At 73.1% G+C, this 20662-nt stretch carries 17 protein-coding genes and 2 pseudogenes; 5 read left to right on the top strand and 14 right to left on the bottom strand.

What is annotated here, in order from left to right; genetic code table 11:
• Nucleotides 1–40: 40 nt before the first annotated feature.
• Both ABS735_RS15605 and ABS735_RS15610 read right to left on the bottom strand, forming a co-directional pair.
• Entirely contained in the window at nucleotides 41–718 is a 678-nt protein-coding gene (locus ABS735_RS15605; RefSeq protein ID WP_373905566.1) for a TetR/AcrR family transcriptional regulator, read from the bottom strand.
• A gap of 81 nt (nucleotides 719–799) precedes the next feature.
• The gene (locus ABS735_RS15610) at nucleotides 800–1399 is read right to left on the bottom strand and encodes a rhodanese-like domain-containing protein (protein ID WP_373905565.1); all 600 of its coding nucleotides are present in this window, start codon (nucleotides 1397–1399) and stop codon (nucleotides 800–802) included.
• A gap of 101 nt (nucleotides 1400–1500) precedes the next feature.
• On the opposite strand from ABS735_RS15610, the gene ABS735_RS15615 reads away from it, so the two are divergent.
• Entirely contained in the window at nucleotides 1501–1779 is a 279-nt protein-coding gene (locus ABS735_RS15615; protein ID WP_003978241.1) for a metal-sensitive transcriptional regulator, read from the top strand.
• Between the two features lie 54 nt (nucleotides 1780–1833).
• Here the strand turns inward: ABS735_RS15615 and ABS735_RS15620 are convergent, their stop codons facing one another.
• Nucleotides 1834–2577: a sulfite exporter TauE/SafE family protein gene (locus ABS735_RS15620; protein WP_373905564.1), complete on the bottom strand. Its 744-nt coding sequence runs from the start codon at nucleotides 2575–2577 to the stop codon at nucleotides 1834–1836.
• Nucleotides 2574–3956, bottom strand: a complete 1383-nt coding sequence (locus ABS735_RS15625; protein ID WP_373905563.1) for an MBL fold metallo-hydrolase — start codon at nucleotides 3954–3956, stop codon at nucleotides 2574–2576. Before ABS735_RS15625 ends, ABS735_RS15620 begins: the two co-directional genes overlap by 4 nt.
• A gap of 418 nt (nucleotides 3957–4374) precedes the next feature.
• On the opposite strand from ABS735_RS15625, the gene ABS735_RS15630 reads away from it, so the two are divergent.
• Nucleotides 4375–6765 carry a phosphoketolase family protein gene (locus ABS735_RS15630; RefSeq protein WP_373905562.1) on the top strand — a complete coding sequence of 797 codons (2391 nt, stop codon included), beginning with the start codon at nucleotides 4375–4377 and terminating at the stop codon, nucleotides 6763–6765.
• Nucleotides 6762–9137 (top strand): glycoside hydrolase family 65 protein, encoded by a 2376-nt coding sequence (locus tag ABS735_RS15635; protein ID WP_373905561.1) that lies wholly within the window; start codon nucleotides 6762–6764, stop codon nucleotides 9135–9137. The genes ABS735_RS15630 and ABS735_RS15635 overlap by 4 nt, the downstream gene beginning before the upstream one ends.
• A gap of 28 nt (nucleotides 9138–9165) precedes the next feature.
• Here ABS735_RS15635 and ABS735_RS15640 read toward each other — a convergent pair whose 3' ends face one another.
• A complete protein-coding gene (locus ABS735_RS15640) occupies nucleotides 9166–9624 on the bottom strand; it encodes a hypothetical protein (RefSeq protein WP_373905560.1) in 459 nt (152 codons plus the stop codon).
• 283 nt (nucleotides 9625–9907) lie between these two features.
• On the opposite strand from ABS735_RS15640, the gene ABS735_RS15645 reads away from it, so the two are divergent.
• Nucleotides 9908–10192, top strand: coding sequence for a hypothetical protein (locus ABS735_RS15645; RefSeq protein WP_373905559.1), 285 nt, complete (start codon nucleotides 9908–9910; stop codon nucleotides 10190–10192).
• 11 nt (nucleotides 10193–10203) lie between these two features.
• Here the strand turns inward: ABS735_RS15645 and ABS735_RS15650 are convergent, their stop codons facing one another.
• The 7 genes and pseudogenes from ABS735_RS15650 to ABS735_RS15680 all read right to left on the bottom strand — a co-directional run.
• Nucleotides 10204–11466 (bottom strand): arginine deiminase, encoded by a 1263-nt coding sequence (locus ABS735_RS15650; RefSeq protein WP_373905558.1) that lies wholly within the window; start codon nucleotides 11464–11466, stop codon nucleotides 10204–10206.
• Nucleotides 11467–11520: 54 nt separating this feature from the next.
• Nucleotides 11521–12975, bottom strand: a complete 1455-nt coding sequence (locus ABS735_RS15655; protein WP_373905557.1) for a basic amino acid/polyamine antiporter — start codon at nucleotides 12973–12975, stop codon at nucleotides 11521–11523.
• Between the two features lie 315 nt (nucleotides 12976–13290).
• A complete protein-coding gene (locus ABS735_RS15660) occupies nucleotides 13291–14154 on the bottom strand; it encodes a DMT family transporter (RefSeq protein WP_373905556.1) in 864 nt (287 codons plus the stop codon).
• A 65-nt stretch (nucleotides 14155–14219) separates the two neighbouring features.
• Nucleotides 14220–15029 (bottom strand): hypothetical protein, encoded by an 810-nt coding sequence (locus ABS735_RS15665; RefSeq protein ID WP_373905555.1) that lies wholly within the window; start codon nucleotides 15027–15029, stop codon nucleotides 14220–14222.
• A gap of 154 nt (nucleotides 15030–15183) precedes the next feature.
• Nucleotides 15184–15444 (bottom strand): SCO0607 family lipoprotein, encoded by a 261-nt coding sequence (locus ABS735_RS15670; protein WP_373906207.1) that lies wholly within the window; start codon nucleotides 15442–15444, stop codon nucleotides 15184–15186.
• A 223-nt stretch (nucleotides 15445–15667) separates the two neighbouring features.
• On the bottom strand, nucleotides 15668–16621 hold the full coding sequence (locus tag ABS735_RS15675; protein ID WP_373905554.1) for a coiled-coil domain-containing protein: 954 nt from the start codon (nucleotides 16619–16621) through the stop codon (nucleotides 15668–15670).
• A 453-nt stretch (nucleotides 16622–17074) separates the two neighbouring features.
• Nucleotides 17075–17304: pseudogene (locus ABS735_RS15680) on the bottom strand (AraC family transcriptional regulator); the annotation flags it as partial.
• A gap of 201 nt (nucleotides 17305–17505) precedes the next feature.
• On the opposite strand from ABS735_RS15680, the pseudogene ABS735_RS15685 reads away from it, so the two are divergent.
• A pseudogene (locus tag ABS735_RS15685) lies at nucleotides 17506–18673 on the top strand (GDSL-type esterase/lipase family protein).
• Between the two features lie 31 nt (nucleotides 18674–18704).
• Here ABS735_RS15685 and ABS735_RS15690 read toward each other — a convergent pair.
• Nucleotides 18705–19406, bottom strand: a complete 702-nt coding sequence (locus tag ABS735_RS15690; RefSeq protein WP_373905553.1) for a type 1 glutamine amidotransferase — start codon at nucleotides 19404–19406, stop codon at nucleotides 18705–18707.
• A 25-nt stretch (nucleotides 19407–19431) separates the two neighbouring features.
• Nucleotides 19432–20553 carry a lipid II:glycine glycyltransferase FemX gene (locus ABS735_RS15695; RefSeq protein ID WP_373905552.1) on the bottom strand — a complete coding sequence of 374 codons (1122 nt, stop codon included), beginning with the start codon at nucleotides 20551–20553 and terminating at the stop codon, nucleotides 19432–19434.
• Between the last annotated feature and the right edge of the window lie 109 nt (nucleotides 20554–20662).

The following is a 20662-nucleotide window of genomic DNA, read 5'->3' on the forward strand; positions in this document are numbered from 1 at the left end:
TCGGTGGTGGTCCTGTTGGATCGCGAGCCCGGCGCGGAGGCTACGCGGAGGGTGCCGGGAGACCGGCGGCGAGGAGGGTGAACACCTCGTGGAAGACGTCGAGGAAGGCGGCTTCCTCCTGATGGGCGGACCAGTGGTCCATGCTGGTGCGCACCGCGGCGCCCGCGACCGCGGCCAGCAGCCGCGGGTAGAGCCCCGACCCGGGGCCGGTTCCGGGCCCCGACCCGGGTCCGGACCCGGTACCGCTCGTGTCGCCGACCCCGCGCAGGCGTTCGGCGATGGCGTCGGCCAGGTCCGCCTCGGCCGCCATGTGGGCCCCCACGCCACGCGCCAGGAGGTGCGGCGAGGCGTGCAGCACCTCGGCGTGCAGCTGCCACAGCTCGTGCTGTTGCTCCGCCTCGGCCAGTTCCGCCGCCATGGCCTCGCGCAAGGCTGTCAGCGGGGAGAGTCCGGCCGGTGCGTCGAGGACGGCGCGCCGCATGCGTGCGCCCGCGTCCGCGTCCATGACCACGAAGGCGTCGTCACGGCTGTCGAAGTAGTTGAAGAACGTACGCACGGACACCCCGGCCGCGGCGCTGATCGCCTCGACGGTGACCTTCTCCGCCCCGTGTTCGGCGGCGAGCCGCACCGCGGCCTCGGCCAGAGCGGCACGCGTGGCCCGCTTCTTCCGCTCCCGCAGACCGCCCCCCGCGGCACCCTTCTCCGACATAAGCTGCATGGTATGCAAAGATGCACGACATGCAAAATTGGCGGGCGCCGACCCCGGAAAGGGATCGGCGCCCGCCGTCGTAGGCGTGGCTCACGCCGCCAGTCGCGCCAGCGTCTCCTCGAAGGGGACGGCGTCCCCGCTGGGCCGGTTGTGCGGCAGCCGGGCCAGCGCCGCGGCCATGCCGCAGGTGTCGGTCACCCCGGAGAAGACCAGTCCCGCGCCTATCGCGCCGGACAGCCAGTGCGCGGGGCGCCAGAACCGGCCCGCCACGAAACCGGCGGCGACGAGCGACCCGGCGGCGAGGCGCACCTGCCGGTCCATGGGCCACGGCGTACGCGCCCCGGCCGGACGCTCGACGGGGTGACCGGCCGTCGCCCAGGCGTTCGTGCCGCCCTCGAGCGTGGCCGCCTCGACGCCCCGCGCCGCCAGGCGCGCGCAGCCCTTGGCGGACCGGTTCCCGGAGGCGCAGACGAGCAGCAGCGGTCCACGCGCGGCGGCCGCCGCCAGGGCGTCGGCCGCCTCGTCGAGACGCTCCAGCGGAACGTTGTGCGCGCCGGGCAGGTGACCGCCCGCGTACTCACCCGCGGAACGGACGTCGACGACGGTGAACTCGCCGAGGCGGGCCGCCGCCTGCCCGGTGGTCACGGCGGTGGCGGCCAGGGGGGTGGCCGGTTCGATGGGAGTGCTCACGTAGGGAAACCTTTCTCGTTGCTCGCCCCCCCCCGCGGGGTAGGATACCCGCGGGGGTATGTGGGGATCGGTGAGGTATCGGGTGGAGGACAGGGAGAACCGTGGAGCTCGACATGTCGGCCGACGAACTGAAGTCGGCGCTGAACCGGCTGCGGCGCGCCCAGGGGCAGCTCGCCGGAGTCATCCGGATGATCGAGGAGGGCCGGGACTGCGAGGACGTGGTCACCCAGCTCGCCGCCGTCTCCCGCGCCCTGGACCGGGCCGGTTTCTCGATCATCGCCACGGGACTGCAGCAGTGCATGACCAGTGACGATCCGGAGGTGCGGGACTCGGCGCAGATGCGGGCCCGGCTGGAGAAGCTCTTCCTCTCCCTGGCCTGACCCGGCCCGGCGCCCGGCCCGACCCGCGTCCGTCCGCCGGGCGTGCCGGGCGGATCACAGCACCGCCGTCGCGCCCATCGCCACGGCGACGGCGAGCAGCACGGCACCGAAGACGCGTCGCAGCGTCCCCGCGGGGACCTTCGCGGCCAGCCGCCTGCCGTCCCACGCGCCGAGGACGGCGGCGGCCAGGAACGGCAGGAGCAGCGCGAGGTCCAGGTGCACGGCGGTGTACGCCCGGCCCGCGAGGGCCACCAGGGCGTTGGCGGCGACCACCAGCAGACTCGTGCCCACCGCCGCGCTCATCGGCACCGCGAGAACGGTCACCAGCGCGGGCACCGCCAGGAAGCCGCCGCCGACCCCGAGGAACCCGGTCACCGCACCGAGACCGGCCCCGGCCCCGGCCGCGCGCGTCCCCGACACGGTGCCGTTCCCGCGCGGCGTGCGCAGGCGCAGCATGTGCAGGCCGGCCAGTGCGGCCAGGGCCGCGAACAGCAGCGTCAGCACCGCCTCCGGGACGCGCGCCGACAGGGCCCCGGCCCCGGCGGCGGGCAGCACACCCGCCGCCGCGAACAGCAGCCCGGCCCGCCACCGCACGGCCCCCGCCCTGGCGTGGGCCACCAGCGCGGTGACCGACGTGACGATCACGACGACCAGGCTCGCGGTGGTCGCCGCCGCCGGGGTGAAGCCGAGCAGATAGACGAGCGCGGGCACGGTGAGGATGCTGCCGCCGGCCCCGAGCGCGCCCAGGGACACACCGGCCACGGCGCCGGCGGCCAGGGCGAGGATCAGCGGCGTCATGCGGCGGTGTCGTCCGAGGGCGTCACGAGCGGGAGACCGGCCTCGGCCGCCGCGGCGAAGCCGTCGTCGATCGCGACCACCTCGCGCCCGGCGGCGTCCAGCACGGACGCGGCGACGGCCGCGCGCATCCCGCCCGCGCAGTGCACCCACACCGTGCCCGGCGGCACCTCGCCCAGGCGCCGGTGCATCTCGTGGACGGGCAGGTGCACGCTGCCCCGGACCCACCCGTGGGCGCGTTCGGCGTCCCGGCGCACGTCGACGACCACCACGTCCTCGTCGTCCCGTCGGGCCGCGGCCAGCTCCGCGAAGGTGGCGCGCCGGAACGAGGCCGGCCGGTCCCCGTCCGCGACCCAGTCGGCCGGCGAGCCCACCGCCGCCGCGGCCGGGCGGTCGATGCCCACCCGGGCCAGTTCGCGCTGGGCGCGGGCGACGTCGTCCGCGCTGTGCGCGAGCAGCGTCACCGGTTTGCCCCACGGGATCATCCAGGCCAGATAGGTCGCGAGCTGTCCGTCGATCTCGAAGTTGACCGACCCGGCGACATGACCGGCGGCGAAGGCCACCCGGGAGCGCAGGTCCACCACCCACTCGCCGGCGGCAAGGCGCCGGGCTATCTCGGCCGCGTCGGCGCGCCGGGGTTCGGTGAGGTCCAGCGGAGCGGGGCCGTCGGAGTTCACCGGCGCCATGTGCGCGTAGTACGCGGGCACGTCGTCCAGCCCCGCCAGCAGCTCGCGGACGAAGGTGTCCACGTCCTGGACGAGCGCCGGGTTGGCCGCCTTCTCGGCCCCGATGGTGCTGTGCTCGCCGCCGGAGGCGGAGGACGAGCAGAAGCTGCCGAAGCCGTGCGTGGGCAGCACGCTCACGCCGTCCTCCAGCTGGTCCGCGAGACGGTGCGCGGAGGCGTGCTGCGCGCGGGCCAGCTCCTCGGTCAGCCGTGGCTCCACGAGGTCGGGCCGGCCCACGGTGCCGATCAGCAGGGACCCGCCCGTGAAGGCGGCCACGGCCCGCCCCGCCTCCTGGAGGACGTACGAGGTGTGGTGCGGGGTGTGGCCCGGCGTGGCCACCGCGCGCAGCTCCAGCCCCTCGTCGACCGGCTCCACGTCGCCGTCGGCCACCGCCACGCGCGCGTACGCCACCTCGGCCCCGGCGGGCACCAGATAGCGCGCGCCGGTGAGGCGGGCCAGCTCCAGTCCGCCGGTGACGTAGTCGTTGTGCACGTGGGTCTCGGCGACGGCGGTGATCCGCACCCCGCGCCGGGCGGCCGCGGCGACGACGCGGTCGATGTCCCGCGGCGGGTCCACGACCACGGCCGAGCCGGGGCCGCCCGCCAGGTAGCTGCGATTGCCCAGCCCCTCGGTCTCCAGGACGTCGACAAAGAACACGGCACGCTCTCCTTCCGCTTCCGAATTACCCCCTGGGGTATCTCTCCCGGCCACCGTAACAGATATACCCAGGGGGGTATTGTCCGGCCGCTTGCCGGGAGCATCGCGGGCCCACCGCGCCGCCGTCCCGGAGCCGTGCCGCAGAAATTGGGCAACTCCTGCGTGTGATGCAGAAGTTGGGGTACCCGGTGCACCAGCACGGTCGACACCGGGGTCGGCGCCGGTGACGACCGTGCTCTCCTCGTCACGCACCGCCGGCCGCGGCACCGCGGTACCGGCGCTCCGTGACCCGTTCGGAACACCACGTGACCCGAACGGCCCTCTCGGGTACCCGCCCGGTCGGCGCAGGGTTGGGATGTGCACGGGCACCCCGTGCCCGCGCGCCCCGACCGGCTGTCCCGACACGGAAGGACCACCGATGTCCGTCGACACGCAGCAGGCGCCCCCCGAGCTCACCGACGAGGAGCTCGCCGGGCTGGACGCCCATTGGCGCGCCGCGAACTACCTCGCCGTCGGCCAGATCTACCTGATGGCCAACCCCCTGCTGGCCGAACCCCTCCGCCCGGAGCACGTCAAGCCGCGCCTGCTCGGCCACTGGGGCACCTCACCCGGCCTCAACCTGGTCCACACCCACCTCAACCGGGTCATCAAGGCGCGTGACCTCGACGCCCTGTGTGTCTGGGGCCCCGGCCACGGCGGGCCCGCCGTGCTGGCCAACGCGTGGCTGGAGGGCTCGTACACCGAGACCTACCCGGACATCACCCGCGACGCGGCCGGCATGGCCCGACTGTTCAAGCAGTTCTCCTTCCCCGGCGGCGTACCGAGCCACGTCGCGCCCGAGACGCCGGGCTCGATCCACGAGGGCGGCGAGCTGGGCTACGCGCTCTCGCACGCCTACGGCGCCGCCTTCGACCACCCCGACCTGATGGTCGCCTGTGTGATCGGCGACGGCGAGGCGGAGACCGGCCCGCTGGCGACGTCCTGGCACTCGAACAAGTTCCTCGACCCGGTGCTCGACGGTGCCGTCCTGCCGATCCTGCACCTCAACGGCTACAAGATCGCCAACCCGACGGTGCTCGCCCGCCTCCCCGAGAGCGAGCTCGACGAACTCCTGCGCGGCTACGGACACGACCCGATCCACGTCACCGGAGACGAACCGGCCGCCGTCCACCGCGCCATGGCCCGGGCCATGGACACCGCCTTGGACCGCGTCGCCGCGATCCAGCGGGCCGCCCGCGAGGAGGGAGCCACCGGCCGCCCCCGCTGGCCGATGATCGTCCTGCGCACCCCCAAGGGCTGGACCGGCCCCGCCGAGGTCGACGGACTGCCCGTGGAGAACACCTGGCGCGCCCACCAGGTGCCCCTGTCCGCCGTACGCACCAACCCGGAGCACCTCGCCCAGCTGGAGCAGTGGCTGCGCTCCTACCGTCCCGAGGAGCTGTTCGACGACGCCGGAGCCCCGCGGCCCGCCGTCCTCGCCGCCGTCCCCGAGGGGCCGCGCCGCCTGGGCGCCACCCCGTTCGCCAACGGCGGTCTCCTCCTGCGCGAGCTGCCCGTGCCCGCGCTGGAGAAGTACGCCGTGCCCGTCGACGAACCCGGCGCGAGCATGCACGAACCCACCCGGGTCCTCGGCGACCTGCTCCGGGACGTCATGGCGGCCACCACGGACCGGCGCGACTTCCGCCTCGTCGGCCCCGACGAGACCGCCTCCAACCGCCTCCAGGCCGTCTACACCGCCAGCGGCAAGGCCTGGCAGGAGCGGACACTGCCCGTCGACGAGGACCTGGACCGGCACGGCCGCGTCATGGAGATCCTGTCCGAACACACCTGCCAGGGCTGGCTGGAGGGCTACCTCCTCACCGGCCGGCACGGACTGTTCTCCTGCTACGAGGCGTTCGTCCACATCGTCGACTCGATGGTCAACCAGCACATCAAGTGGCTCCGGGTGACCCGCCGCCTGCCCTGGCGCGCTCCCATCGCCTCCCTCAACTACCTGCTCACCTCCCACGTGTGGCGCCAGGACCACAACGGCTTCTCCCACCAGGACCCCGGGTTCGTCGACCACATCCTCAACAAGAGCCCCGAAGCCGTGCGGGTCTACTTCCCGCCGGACGCCAACACCCTGCTCTCCGTCGCCGACCACGCCCTGCGCAGCCGCGACTACGTCAACGTGATCGTCGCCGGCAAACAGCCCTGCTTCGACTGGCTGTCCATGGAACAGGCCAAGGCGCACTGCGCGCGCGGGGCCGGCATCTGGGACTGGGCCGGCACCGAGGACGGCACCCGCGAACCCGACGTGGTGCTCGCCTGCGCCGGTGACGTGCCGACCCAGGAGGTGCTGGCCGCCGCCCAGCTCGTCCGCCACCACCTGCCGGAACTGGCCGTGCGCGTGGTCAACGTCGTCGACATCGCCCGCCTGCTGCCCAGCGGGGAACACCCGCACGGCATGAGCGACTTCGAGTACGACGGACTGTTCACCGCCGACAAACCGGTGATCTTCGCCTACCACGGATACCCCTGGCTGATCCACCGGCTCGCCTACCGGCGCACCGGCCACGCCCATCTGCACGTGCGCGGCTACAAGGAGATCGGGACCACCACCACACCGTTCGACATGGTGGTCGGCAACGACCTGGACCGCTACCGCCTCGTCATGGACGTCATCGACCGGGTGCCCGGCCTCGCCGTGCGCGCGGCGGCCGTACGGCAGCGGATGGAGGACGCCCGGCTGCGGCACCACGACTGGATCCGCGAACACGGGGTGGACCTGCCCGAGGTCGCCGACTGGACCTGGACGGGCTCGCGGTGACCGCGACCCCGTCGACCTGGGACTACGACCACTACGACGCCGCGGAGGAGCGGCTGCGCGAGTCCCTGTGCACCCTCGGCAACGGCTACTTCGCCACCCGCGGCGCACTGCCCGAGTGCGCCGCGGACGACGTGCACTACCCGGGCACCTACGCGGCGGGCTGCTACAACCGCCTCATCTCCACCGTCGCCGGGCGCGAGGTGGAGAACGAGGACATGGTGAACCTCCCGAACTGGCTGCCGCTGCGCTTCAGGCCCGCCGGAGGGGACTGGCTCACACCGGACACCGCCGAGGTGCTCGACCACCGCCAGACCGTGCACCTGGACTCGGGCGTCCTGGAACGGCTCACCCGCTTCGGGCTCGACGGGGAGCGTGTGCTGTCCGTGCGGCAGCTGCGCCTGGTCCACATGGCCGATCCCCACCTCGCCGCCCTGCGCACGGAGTTCACCGTCGAGGGCGGCCCGGCCGACCTGGAGGTGGCGGCCGCCCTCGACGGCGGCGTCACCAACTCCGGCGTGCCGCGCTACCGGGAGCTCGACGGCCACCACCTCACGCACGTGCACACCGGATGCGCCGACGACGACACCGTGTGGCTGCGCTGCCGGACCCGCACCTCGGACATCCGGATCGGCATGGCCGCCCGCACCACCGCCGACGCGCCGGTCACCGCGGCTCGCGAGCACCTGTGCGTCACCCAGCGCACGACGCTGCGCGCCGAACCGGGCCGCACCGCCGCCGTCGACAAGGTCGTCGCCCTGCACACCTCACGCGACCCGGCGATCAGCGACCCGCTCCAGGCCGCCGTCGACCGGGTGGCCGAAGTCCCCGGCTTCGACGACCTGCTGGTGACCCACCGCACCGCCTGGGGCCAGTTGTGGCGCCGGGCCGAACTGGAAGTTCCCGGCGAGGCGGGCAGCATCCTGCGCCTGCACCTCTTCCACGTGCTCCAGACCCTCTCCCCGCACACCGCCGACCTCGACGTGGGCGTACCGGCGCGCGGACTGCACGGCGAGGCCTACCGCGGCCACGTCTTCTGGGACGAGCTGTTCGTCCTGCCCTACCTGAACCTGCACTTCCCCGAGGTGTCCCGCGCCCTGCTGCACTACCGGCACCGCCGCCTGGAGAAGGCCCGCTCCGCGGCCCGCGCGATCGGCAGGCGCGGCGCGCTCTACCCCTGGCAGAGCGGCAGCGACGGCCGCGAGGAGACCCAGCAGCTGCACCTCAACCCGCGCTCCGGCCGCTGGCTCCCCGACCACTCGCACCTCCAGCACCACGTGGGGTCCGCCATCGCGTACAACGTGTGGCAGTACTGCGAGGCCAGCGGCGACGCCGAGTTCCTGCACACCAGGGGCGCCGAGATGCTCCTGCAGATCGCGCGCTTCTGGGCCGACTCCGCCACCTGGGACGAACAGGTGGGCCGGCACCGCATCCGGGGCGTCGTCGGCCCCGACGAGTACCACGAGGCCTACCCCGGCGCCGACCGACCGGGCCTCGACGACAACGCGTACACCAACGTCACCGCCGCATGGGTGCTGTCCCGCACCCTGGAAGTCCTCGACGACCTGCCCGAACCCCGCCGCCGCGAACTCGTCGAACGCACCGCGCTGGACGACGCGGAACTGGAACAGTGGGACAGCGTCTCGCGCACCCTCCACGTGCCCTTCCACGAAGGCGTCGTCAGCCAGTTCGAGGGGTACGGCGAACTCGCCGAACTGGACTGGGCGGGCTACCGCGAGCAGTACGGCGACATCCGGCGCCTCGACCGCGTCCTGGAGGCCGAGAACGACAGCGTCAACAACTACCAGGCGTCCAAACAGGCCGACGTCCTCATGCTGGGCTACCTGTTCTCCCCGGCCGAACTCCGCGCACTTTTCGGACGCCTCGGGTACCGCCTGGACGAGCGGACCTGGCAGCGCACCGTCGACCACTACCTGGCCCGCACCAGCCACGGCTCCACCCTCAGCGGACTCGTCCACGGCTGGATCCTGGCCCGCGCCCGCCGCGCCGACGCCTGGGACTACTTCCAGGAGGCGCTCAAGGGCGACGTCGCCGACCTCCAGGGCGGCACCACCGGCGAGGGCATCCACCTCGGCGCCATGGCGGGCACCCTCGACCTCGTCCAGCGCGGCCTGACCGGCCTCGAGACCCGCGCGGGCGCCCTGTGGCTGGACCCGGTGCCGCTGCCGGCGCTGTCGTCGTACGGGTTCTCCGTCCGCTACCAGGGCCACTGGGGCGTGCGGTTCCGGCTGGAGCACGGCCGGCTGGAGATCGCCGTGCCCGAGGCCGGACCGCTGCCCATCGACGTCCGGCTGCCGGACCGCGAGGTGCGCCTCCAGCCGGGCGACACCTGCCGGCTGGCGCTGCCGGACTGACCGGCGAGCCCGTCGGTCCGGCAGCCGGTCAGCCGGGCAGGGGGTAGGTCACCGTGCGGGGGGAACCGTCCGGCCTGCCGTCGGTGTAGGTGAGGGTGATCCGGGTGAAGTGCGGCTCGCCCGTGCCCTGACCGCTCGCCGTCGGCTGGTCGAGGCGGACGGTCACGGGGTAGGAGTGGAAGGCACCGGCCGCGCAGTAGGGGTCGCAGTCGTTGACCGCGTTCGTGCCCCGGCCCACCGCGGCCTGCGGGTCCCAGCGGTACCAGCGCATGGAGACCAGGCGGCTGTTGCCGTCCCCGCAGGCGAGCACGTACGCCTCGGGTCCGATCTGCGGCTGCCCGGAGCAGTCGACCAGTGCCGGATCCTGCGTCTGCTGGGTGTGTGCCCTCGGCTGCGCCGACGGCGCGGCGGAGGACGTGCCCAGGGGTACTGCCAGCGCGGCGGCGGCACAGAGTGTGACCGCTGCCCTCATCGGGTTCCTGCCCATGTCTGCTCCCGCCGTCTCGGGGTCGCTTGTCTCCGCTTTCCCCTTTCTCCGTTCCGACCGTACGACCGTGTCCGTGAACGCACCACTCGTACGGAGCAGCGGCCGGGACCCCGGGGGCGCCGGCCCGGGCGCCGGCCCGGCCGTCCGGTTCGTGCGACAAGACGCCGATTGCATCCCCCGTGTGGTCCTCGCGGCGGGCCGCAACCGCCGTGGACGCCCCGGTGTCTCATGCCGTCAAGAACGGCGCCCCATCGAGGCGACCCATCCAGTGGAGGACCGCGGTATGCACACGACGACTGCTCCGACCGCCGCCACCCCGGCGTGCTCGCGCGCCCGCGACACCCGGGGCGACTTCCTGCTCCAGCCGCCCGACCCCGCCGAGCGCGTCCCCTGCCGCGTCGACCCCGTCGACCTGCGCCGTCTCGACCTGCTCGCCCTGCTGACCACCGCCGGCATCGCGCCCTCCGCCGGGGACCGGGCCGCCATCGAACAGCTCAGCGTGCTCCCCGGCAGTGTGCACACGGCACTGCACCGGTGGCTGGAGCAGGCGTACGGCTTCTGCCGCTGAGGTCGCCGCGGTCAGAAGCCGACGGGGTCGCGCACCAGCGGACATGTCATGCAGTGCCCGCCGCCGCGCCCCCGGCCCAGTTCCGCGCCCACGATGGTGACGACCTCCACCCGGGCCTCACGCAGCAGCGCGTTGGTCAGGGTGTTGCGGTCGTAGGTGAACACCACACCGGGTTCCACCGCTACGGCGTTGTTGCCGCTGTCCCACTGCTGGCGCTCGGAGGCGTAGGCGTCGCCGCCCGTCTCCACCACCCTCAGCTTCGGCAGCCCGAGGGCCTTGGCGACGACGTCGACGAAGGGCGTCGATCCCTCGTCGACGACGTCGAAGCCCGGGGCCCGGTCGCCGGGGCGCAGCGAGAAGCTGTGCACCGCGTCCATGATGCGGGGGTAGAGGGTCACCACGTCGCGGTCGGCGAAGGTGAAGACCGTGTCCAGGTGCATGGCGGACCGCAGCTTCGGCATCCCGGCGACGACGACGTGCTCGGCGGCCCCGTTGCGGAACAGCGCGGCGGCGACCTGGGTGATGGCCTGCCGCGAGGTGCGCTCGCTCATGCCCATGAGGACGACCCCGTTGCCCACCGGCATGATGTCACCGCCCTCGAGGGTGGCCTGGCCCCAGTCCTGCTCGGGGTCGCCCCACCACACCGTCGAGCCCTTGAAGTCGGGGTGGAAGGTGTAGATCGCCTTCATCAGCAGCGTCTCGTCGTGCCGCGCCGACCAGTACAGCGGATTGAGGGTGAGACCGCCGTACAGCCAGCAGGTGGTGTCACGCGTGTACAGGGTGTTGGGCAGCGGCGGCATCAGGTACTCGCGGGCGCCGGTCGCCTCGCGGGCCAGTGCGAAGTGCGGGGAACGGAAGTCCTCGGGCAGGTCACTGGTGGCGAGCCCGCCGACGAGGTACTCGGCGAGTTCCCTCGGTGAAAGCGTCTCCAGATAGGCGCGGGTCGCGTCGATGAGGCCGGTGCCGACCTGGTTGGCGACGATCTTCCGGTCCAGGAGCCATGCCTTCGCCTCCGGCACCGCCATGATCTGCGCCAGCAGGTCGTGCAGCTCGACCACCTCCACCCCGCGCCGGCGCAGTTCACCGACGAAGGCGGCGTGGTCGCGCTGGGCGTTCTCCACCCACATGACGTCGTCGAAGAGCAGCTCGTCGGAGTTGGTGGGGGTCAGCCTCCGGTGCGCCAGTCCGGGAGAACACACCAGGACCTTGCGCAGCCTGCCGACCTCGGAATGGACGCCGAGCGCGGGCCTCACGGCGCTCTCGTTGCTGGTCACACGGCCTCCTTGAGGGATGCGGTACGAGGCGGGGAAAACGGACGGGGGAACGACTCACAGGCTGATCCACCCGGCCACCAGGGCGACGAGGCCGAGCACCGCGCCGGTCACGGAGACGGCCAGGACGACGAGTTCACCGGGCGAGAACAGCCGACGGCCCTGCTCCCGGCGGGCCATCACGAACAGGACGGTCGCCGGGGCGTAGACGATGAAGGACACCAGCACGAACTTCAGCCCCGCCGCGTACAGCAGGAACGCGGTGTACAGCGTGGCGACGACCCCGACGGCCGGCTCGCGCCGCGAGGTGCGGCCGCCCGCGGTGAGCGGGTCGTCCCGGCTGCCGATCCGCACCGCGAACGCCGCCGCCAGCAGATACGGGATCAGGGAGAGGGCGCTGGTCAGGTTGAGCGCGAAGTCGAACGCGTCGCTGGAGAAACTGGTGGCGATCAGCACCACCTGGGTGAGCAGCGAGGACATCAGCAGCGCCGGCACCGGCACGTCGGCGGCGTTGGCACGGCGCAGGAAGCGCGGCATGTCGTCGTCCTTGGCCGCGACGAAGAGCACCTCCGCCGCCATCAGCGTCCAGGCCAGATAGGCGCCCAGGACCGACACGATCAGACCGACGCTGATGAACACCCGGCCCCAGGTGCCGACGGCCGCCTCCAGGACGCCCGCCATGGACGGCTGACGCAGGTCGGCGATCCCGGCCATCGGCATGATGCCGTACGACACGATGGTCGCCGACGCGAAGACGGCGAAGACGCTGAGGAAGCCCAGCACCGTCGCCCTGCCCACGTCGGACCGGCGCCGGGCGTGCCGGGAGTAGACGCTGGCGCCCTCGACGCCGAGGAAGACGAACACGGTCGCCAGCATGGTGCCGCGCACCTGCGAGAACAGGGAGCCCGCGTAGTCGGCGCCGCCGAAGTTGTCCGCGAACACAGCCGGTTCGAAGTACACCAGGGCCAGGACGACGAAGAAGACGATGGGGACGAGCTTGGCCACCGTGACGATCCTGTTGATGGCCGTCGCTTCCTTCACCCCGCGCCGGATCAGCCAGAAGAACGCCCACAGCCCGACGGAGGACAGTACGACGGCGAGTGCCGTGTCCCCGTCGCCGAGGTCGGGCCAGACCGACCCGACGGTCGACATGATCAGGACCCAGTAGGTCACGTTGCCCACGCACGAGCCGGCCCAGTAGCCGAAGGCCGCGAAGAAGCCCAGGTACTCACCGAAGCCCGCCTTGGCGTACGCGTACACACCGGCGTCGAGATCGGGCCTGCGCACGGCGAGGGACTGGAAGACGAAGGCCAGCGTCAGCATGCCCGTGCCGGCGATCGCCCAGGCGATCAGCGCGCCCGCGACGCCGGTCTCCTCGGCGAAGCGCCCCGGCAGCGAGAACACACCGGCGCCCACCATCGACCCGACGACCATGGCGGTCAGCGTGAACAGCCCCACCTTCGCGGTGGGCGGGGCTGTGCTGTCGACGTCGGAAGCAGCGGCCTGCGACATGCCGTCCCTCCGGATGGCCGATCGATTGTGACCACTGTGCATCAGGTGGTCGCTTCGGGCATCTTGGTCAGCCGCGCGGGGCGAGGTGGGGCGAGCGCGAACAGCATCGCGATCAGGGCGTCTTCGGACGGCAGGCGGGCAGCGCGTGCGCGATCCGCCGGCCCAGCAGCGCTCCGCCGGCTCGGGGACCACGACCAGCACCGCCGGCTCGGGGATCCCGACCAGCACCGCCGGCCGCCGGTCGACGGCCGGAAACGACTGACCCGCGGGTCCGTGGGGGAGTGCGCACACTTCGCCGCCCGGCCCGCGGGACGCTCACTGGGCGGTGCGCAGATCCACGCCGCGCCGGGCCAGGCTGAGGACCCCCACGACGACGAGCGCCACCCCGAGCAGCTGCGGCAGGACCCACCAGTCGCCGCGTACGTCCTCCCGGTACAGGACCACGCCGAGCAGCAGACTCACCGTCGCGTCGCCCAGCGTGAGCGCGGGCTGGGAGGCGACGAGCGGGCCGCCCTGCATGGCGTGCTCCAGCAGGAGCACGGCGCACACCCCGGCCAGGGCGAAGCCGTAGGTCTGCCAGGCAGTGAAGAAGCCGACGATGCCGTCAGCGTCCAGGACGCGCATGGAGTCCTTCATCAGAGCCGCCGTCAGCGCGTAACACACCGCCGTGGCCGCGCCGAGGCACCCGGCGCGGGCCTTGCCGACGGGCCGCTTCAGGCCCGCCGCCGCCAGCAGTACGGCCGCCCCGGCGCAGGCCGCCAGCGCCGGCACCCAGCGGTCCAGGGGCACGTCGGCCTCGCCGCCGTCCGGCGCGGCCGAGGCCAGCGCGACACCGAGCCCCACGACGACCCCGCCCACGGCGAGCCACATGGCCTCCGGCAGCCGGTTGCCGGTCAGCAGCGAGGCCAGCAGCAGGGCCAGCGGAAGTTCCAGCACGAACAGGGGCTGTACGAGTGACAGCGGCCCCGTCGCCAGGGCCACCGCCTGCCCCACACCGGCCACCACCACGGCCAGCATGCCGCCGAGCCACACGGGCCGTCGCAGCAGATCGACGACGAGCCCGGGGCGGAAGCCCTGGGACTGCGGCACGCTCAGCGCGGCGCGTCGTTGGAGCACGGTGGCCAGCGCGTTGCTGAACGCGGCGAGGAGTGCGAAGAGCACCGGCAGTACAACACCCATCCACCGATACTCACCCGGTTCTCACCTGGCCGCGCGCCGCGTCACGCCGGGGTGCCGGGGGTTGCTCAGCTGCCGCTCTGCGCGGACGTGGCCTCGGCCGCGGCGTCCTGCTTCTGCGCGGTGGCGTCGGTGGCGGTGTAGTAGACCGAGGTGCCCTGCTTGGTGCGCTGGGCCTGGTTCTTGGCGACGAGCCCTTCGAGTGTGGTGCGCACGACCGTGGTCTTGACGGTGCGTCCGGAGTGGGCCTCGCCCAGCGCCGTGGCGACCTCGGCGGCGGAGCGCGGCTCCCGCTGCCCGGCGAGGTGCTCGCGCACCAGCTCCACCAGCGTGGGCTGCGCGGCGGCCCGGGCCGCCGTCTTCTTCGCCGCAGGCTTCCCGGCGGGCTTCCTGGCGGGCTTCCCGGCGGGCTTGGTGGCGGGCTTGGCGGTCGTCTTCGTGGGTGCCTCGGCGGCCGCCTCGGTCGCGGTCGTGGCCGTCGACCTGGTGGCCTTCTTCGCGGTCGGCTTCGAGGCCGGCTTGACGCCCGGCTTCGGGGCGGCGGCGCGCTTGGGCGCGGTGGTGGCCTTCTTGCCCCGTGTCCGCTTGCCCGTGGCCGACTCCGGGGCGGTACCGCCCCGCGGTGCCGGCACGCTGGCCGCGTCGGCCGCGGGCTCCGGCGCGGTGGGCGACTGGGGCGGCGAGGTGATGCCGAGTGCCTGCTGCATGTTCACCAGCAGGGCGTGGTCGTGCTGCAGCGCGGCCAGTTGCTGCTGGAGAGCCGTGATCTCCGTGCTGACACGTTCCTGCTCCTTGACGTTGCGCTCCAGGTCGTCGTTCACCTGGACGCTGTACTGCGAGGCCAGTTCCGTGGCGGACTGCGTCGTGCTCTCGGACATGGTGTTGACTCTCCTTGGTTCACGGCCGTGAAGGCTGACGAGCAGCCCCGGTTGTTGCCCTGTGCGTTGACGAGTCGGTATACCACGTATGGCCGCCGCCGTGGTATGTGCCGCCGCAACCCAGTGCGTGTGTTCGGACCGCGGAGACCGGCAGTCACCCGCCCTCGGGCACCTCCACGACCTTCCCGTGCTCGTCGACGGTGTGTGTCTGCCAGTAGGTGTCCCACTTGTCACCCACGTGCTGCGGGACCTTGCCCTCGGGGTAGCGGGTGTAACCCTCGGGAGGCTCCTCGCCGTTGGGCACACACGCCGCACCGGTGCCACCGATGGTCAGGACCGGGTACTCGCCACCGCCGCAGACGGCCTCCTCCATGGAACACCCGGTCAGGACGGCCACGGCGGCGACACAGGCCAGGACGAGACGGCGGACGGTTCGAGTGGCGCGTACGGTTCGAGCGGCGCTGACGGCTCGAGTGGCGCGGACGGTTCGAGTGGCGCGGACGGTACGCGCGGCCGACGGCCGGCGAACTGGGGCGGTGGTACGCACGGTTGGCTCCCTGTGGGCGACTGGTGCGGCAAGCGTCCCCCGGTGGAGGGAAGTGCCTCATGAGTACGGGTACTCAATCGAACGAGCCGTATTACTTGACCCGGCCGCTCAGACGGTCCGCCCTGCGCGTGCTCGCCCGTGCCTCGCGCTCGGCCTCGGTCAGCGCGTGCGCGGCCGTGCGGTCCCGTTCCTCGGCCTCCCGCCGGTTCCGTTCGGCCCGGTCGCGGTCCTCGTGTGCCGCCCGCAGCCGCTCCTCGGCGTCGGCCACCGTCTCCTGGACGTGGGCGAGTTCGTCGTCGGCCGCGCGAAGTGACTCCTCGGCGTCCGCCCGCTCCGCGCGTGCGTCGTGCAGTCGACGCTCGGCACGCTCGGCCTCCCGTTCGGCCCGCGCGAGTTCCTCCTGCCGTTTGCGGCGCCGCTCGGCGAGTTCGTCCTTCGCCCGGGACCCGGGCGTTGTGCGGGGGGACTTCGGGACCGGTGCCGGCTCCGGTTCGCTCCGGGCGGGTTCCGTCGGAGCGGTGCCCGAGGGGAAGGCCGACGGAGGGGTCAGGGAGACCTCCAGACGCCCCCCGGCCCACCGGCCGGCCGCGTCCGGGTCCGCGAGGGCCGCGCGCAGGGTGGACTCGACCTCCCGCTGCGCCGCCTGGGAGAGCCGGTGCCCGGCCTCGCCGGCGAGCTGTGCGGCCTGCCGGGAGAGGGCGGTCACGATGCGCCGGCGCTGCGCCGACAGCTCCTTGAGCCCGGCGGCGTCCAGGGTGCGGTGTGCTTCGCGCAGTGCCTGCCCCAGCTCCAGGAACCGCCGGGTCTCCTCCGGCCGGGAGCGCGCCAGCAGGTTCGCCGCCCAGGCCGCGAGCGTGGGCCGGCGGGCGGCGTGGATGCGGCGGGCGTCCTCCTTGCGACCGGCCGTTCTGGCGGCCGCGGCGCGTTCCTCACGGTGGGCGACGAAGGCGGACGGAGGCGTGGTGTAGAGCTCGTCCAGGACCTGCTCGACCGCTCCCGGCTCCTGGCCGCCCGTCTTCCCGCGACGCCCGCTCTTGCGCTGCATGGCCCTCCGCCTTCGCCTCCGCCTTGACCGCTACGAACGCCCCGACGCCGGGGCGGCCCACTTCGCCGCCGCCTCCTCCTCGCTGCCGTGGACGAGCAGGTCGTCCGCCCGCAGCCGGGCGCCCGGGGCGTCGGGTGAGTCGGGCGCCCGGCTTGCGGAAGCCGCCCAGACGCCGCTCCCACCCCCGGGTGGGCGAGGCCCTCCTCGGGCATCCACCGGGCCGACCGGTCCCGCAGCAGGCCGGGTCGCGGCGGCTGCCGGGGGGGGCATCCTGACGTCGACCACGGAGGTGACACCGGCATCACGCGGCAGTCCGGCCGGCTCCGCGCGCCCCGCGGTGCCGTGCCCGACCGTGACCGGATGAGGCCGCGACATGTCGTCGCCGGCCCCCTCGCCGCGTGCGCCCATGCCTCCTGTCTACGGTCACCGAGGCCGCGCCGCGACCGGGACGGGAAGGTGTTGTGCCTGCCGGGCGCGGGCACGGTGCAGCCACTGCAGCGCAGTGCTGCCGGCCTGCCCCCGGAACCGGCGGATCAGCGTCCGGGTGCTCATCCCGGCGTGGGTGGCGATGCCGGCGAGGTGAGGTCGCCGGCCAGGTTCTCCCGCGGCCAGGTCAGCCGGGCGGCGTGCGAGGCGACCGCCGAGCCGTAGTCGCGCCGGATCATGTGCAGGCACAGGTCGATCTCGGGGGGCTCGGTACACACACGGATCCGGTAGCGGCGATCGGTGCCTGTGGCGTTTTCCCGTTGGAAGCTGTCGCTCCTGCCACAGGAAGCCATGACCGCAATCCTGCGGGTCCAAGCAGCTTGCCTAACTCAATTAGGTTTATGCATAATCAACGAAGGAACCCGGGACTCGCAAGACGCACCACAGCCGGAGGCGACATGAACACCACGGACGACTGGATCACCACGCCGATCACCTCGGATCTCCTGCGGGGCGCCCTGGACCTGGAGCGCACCGAGCGCGGTCTGCTGCCCCACCGGCTGCCCGCCCGGGCCCGCGCGCAGAACAGCGACGGCCAGCTGGCCATGGCCGAGTCCCAGCCCTCCGGCGTACGCCTCGCCCTGCGCACCCGCGCCACCGTCCTCGAACTGGACACCCTGCCCACCAAGCGGGTCTACGTCGGTGTCCCGCCGCGTCCGGACGGCGTGTACGACCTGCTCGTCGACGGCCGTCCGGCGGGCCGGGGCAGTGTCGCGGGCGGCAACACCCTCACCATCGACATGACCACCGGCACGACGGGCCTCGAGCCCGGCCCGACCGGTACCCTCCGCTTCGCGGACCTGCCCGGGGGCAGCAAGGACATCGAGATCTGGCTGCCGCACAACGAGACCACCGAACTCGTCGCCCTGCGCACCAACGGCCCCGTCGAGCCCACCCCGGACCCCGGCCGCCGGATCTGGCTGCACCACGGCAGCTCGATCAGCCACGGCTCCGACGCCGCGAGCCCCACCACCACCTGGCCCGCCCTCGCCGCCTCCCTCGGCGGCGTCGAACTGATCAACCTGGGTCTGGGCGGCAGCGCCCTGCTCGACCCGTTCACCGCACGGGCGATGCGCGACACCCCCGCCGACCTGATCAGCGTCAAGATCGGCATCAACGTGGTCAACGCCGACGCCATGCGCCTGCGCGCCTTCGGCCCCGCCGTGCACGGCTTCCTCGACACCATCCGGGAGGGCCACCCCAACGCCCCGCTGCTCGTCGTCTCGCCCATCCTGTGCCCCGTGCACGAGGACACCCCCGGCCCGCTCGCCCCCGACTTCACCGAGGGCCGCCTGCGGTTCGTCGCCACCGGCGACCCGGCGGAACGCGCGAGCGGGAAGCTGACCCTGAACGTCATCCGGGACGAGCTGTCCCGGATCGTGACGGAGCGGGCCGCCGACGACGAGAACCTGTACTACCTCGACGGCCGCGAACTCTACGGAGAGGCCGACGCGGCAGACCTGCCCCTGCCCGACGACATCCACCCGGACGCCGCGACCCACCCGCCTCATCGGGGAACGCTTCGCCAAGCTGGCCTTCACCGACCGAGGCGCCTTCAAGGGCTGAATCCCATGGGCCCGGTATCCACCGACCGTTCTCACGACCCGACGACGACCGCGGCGAAGCGCCTGGCCACCTCGCGCCAGACCGCCTCGGCCGCGGGCTCGTCGAGTTCCGCCCGGCGGCAGAGATCCACCGGATCCAGCCCCCGGGCGCGAAGCCGACCGGCGTCCCACGACCTGACCCGGTCCGCTCCCGCCTCGGGGTGGAACTGAACGCCCCACGCCCGCTCGCCGACCCGGAAAGCCTGGTACGGGCACCGCTCGCTCGCCATGAGCCACACGGCCCCGGGCGGCAGCGCGGTGACCGCGTCCACATGGTGCTCGACCGCCGTCACCCGCTCCGGCAACCCTCGGAAGAGCGGGTCGGCCCCGGCCTCCGGCCGCAGCGTCAACGGCGTGCTGCCCACCTCAGGCTCGCCGTGTTCACCCCGTACCGTGCCACCCGCGACCTGGGCGAGGAGCTGTCCGCCCAGGCAGATGCCGAAGACCGGCACACCCCGCTCCACCGCCTCGGCGACCAGTGTCCGGGTGGGCGCGAGCCAGGGGGCGCGCACGTCGTCGTCGGGCAGGTAGCCACCGCCGAGCACCATCACGCCGTCGTGCTCCGGACGCCGGGGGAGCGGCACACCGGCGTAGGCGTGCACCACGTCCGGTGACACCCCGTCCGCGAGCAGCCAGTCGCCGAACCGGCCCGGCCCGCCACCCCGATGGTTCTGCACGACCAGGAGCCGTGACATCCCCCACCCCCTCGCGGCGCGCCCTTCAGCGGCGCGCCATGTACAGGGCCACAGCCTTGTGCAGCACCCTGTTCAACGGATAGTCCCACTCGCCGAGGTACTCGACGGCCTGTCCGCCCGCACCGACCTTGAACCGGAGCAGTCCCAGCAGGTGGTTGTTCTCGTCCAGGGTGTCAGTGATGCCGCGGAAGTCGTAGACGGCCGCGCCCAGTTCACGGGCGTCGCACATCATCCGCCACTGGAGGGCGTTGTTGGGCTGTACCTCGCGCCGACGGCTGGTGGACGCGCCGTACGAATACCAGACGTGTTCTCCCACCGTCAGCATCGTGGCCGCGGCGAGCACCTCGCCGTCGTGATGGGCGAGGTACAGGCGCATGCGGTCCGGGTCCTCGGCCGTCAGCGCGGTCCACATCCGCTCGAAGTAGGCGAGGGGGCGCGGCACGAACCGGTCCCGTTCCGCGGTCTCCACGTACAGCTCGTAGAAGGTGGGCAGGTCCTCCTGGTCGCCCCGGACGACCTTGACGCCGGCTTTCTCGGCCTTCTTGACGTTCCGCCGCCACTGCTGGTTGAAGCCGCTCTGCAGATCCTCCAACGAACGTCCCGCGAGGGGCACCTGACACACGTACCGGGGCTGGCCCGCGGCGAAGCCGTCCTCGCCGCCCGGCTCGGTGCGCCGCCAGCCCATCCGGCGCAGGCGCTCGGCGACGTCGTCCGCGCCGGGCTCGCGCACCGTCGCCTCCACGTCGCCCAGCCGCCGGGACCCCGGGTCGGCGATCGCCGCCTTGACGGCGTCGGTGCTCCAGCGCCGCGCCACCACAGGCGGCCCCATCCGCACCGTGAAGGCGCCGCGTTCCCTCAGGTGCGCGAGCATCGGCTCCAGCCACCGCTCCAGACCGTCCGCCGCCCAGTCGATGACCGGGCCCTCGGGCAGATACGCCAGGTACCGCTTCAGCCTCGGCAGCGGCCGCAGCAGCACCAGCCCGGCGCCCACCAGTTCACCGCCCTCGTCGAACCAGCCCAGGCTCTCCGCCCGCCAGTCCGGCTTCACGTCGCCCCAGGAGGGGACCTGCAGGTGACTCACGGAAGGCCGGGCCGTGACGAAGCGCAGATGCTCCTCGCGGGTGATCGGCTTCAGGCGACAGCTCATGGGGCGTCCCTCTGTTCGGCTTCGTTCCGGCATTGCTTCGGAGTCGTTCGACTGTCCGACGGGGGAGACGGCCGGGGCGCTGGGCGCGGTTGCCGTCCCGCACCTCACA

The organism is Streptomyces sp. MMCC 100, from assembly GCF_041538145.2.
Lineage (GTDB): Bacteria > Actinomycetota > Actinomycetes > Streptomycetales > Streptomycetaceae > Streptomyces.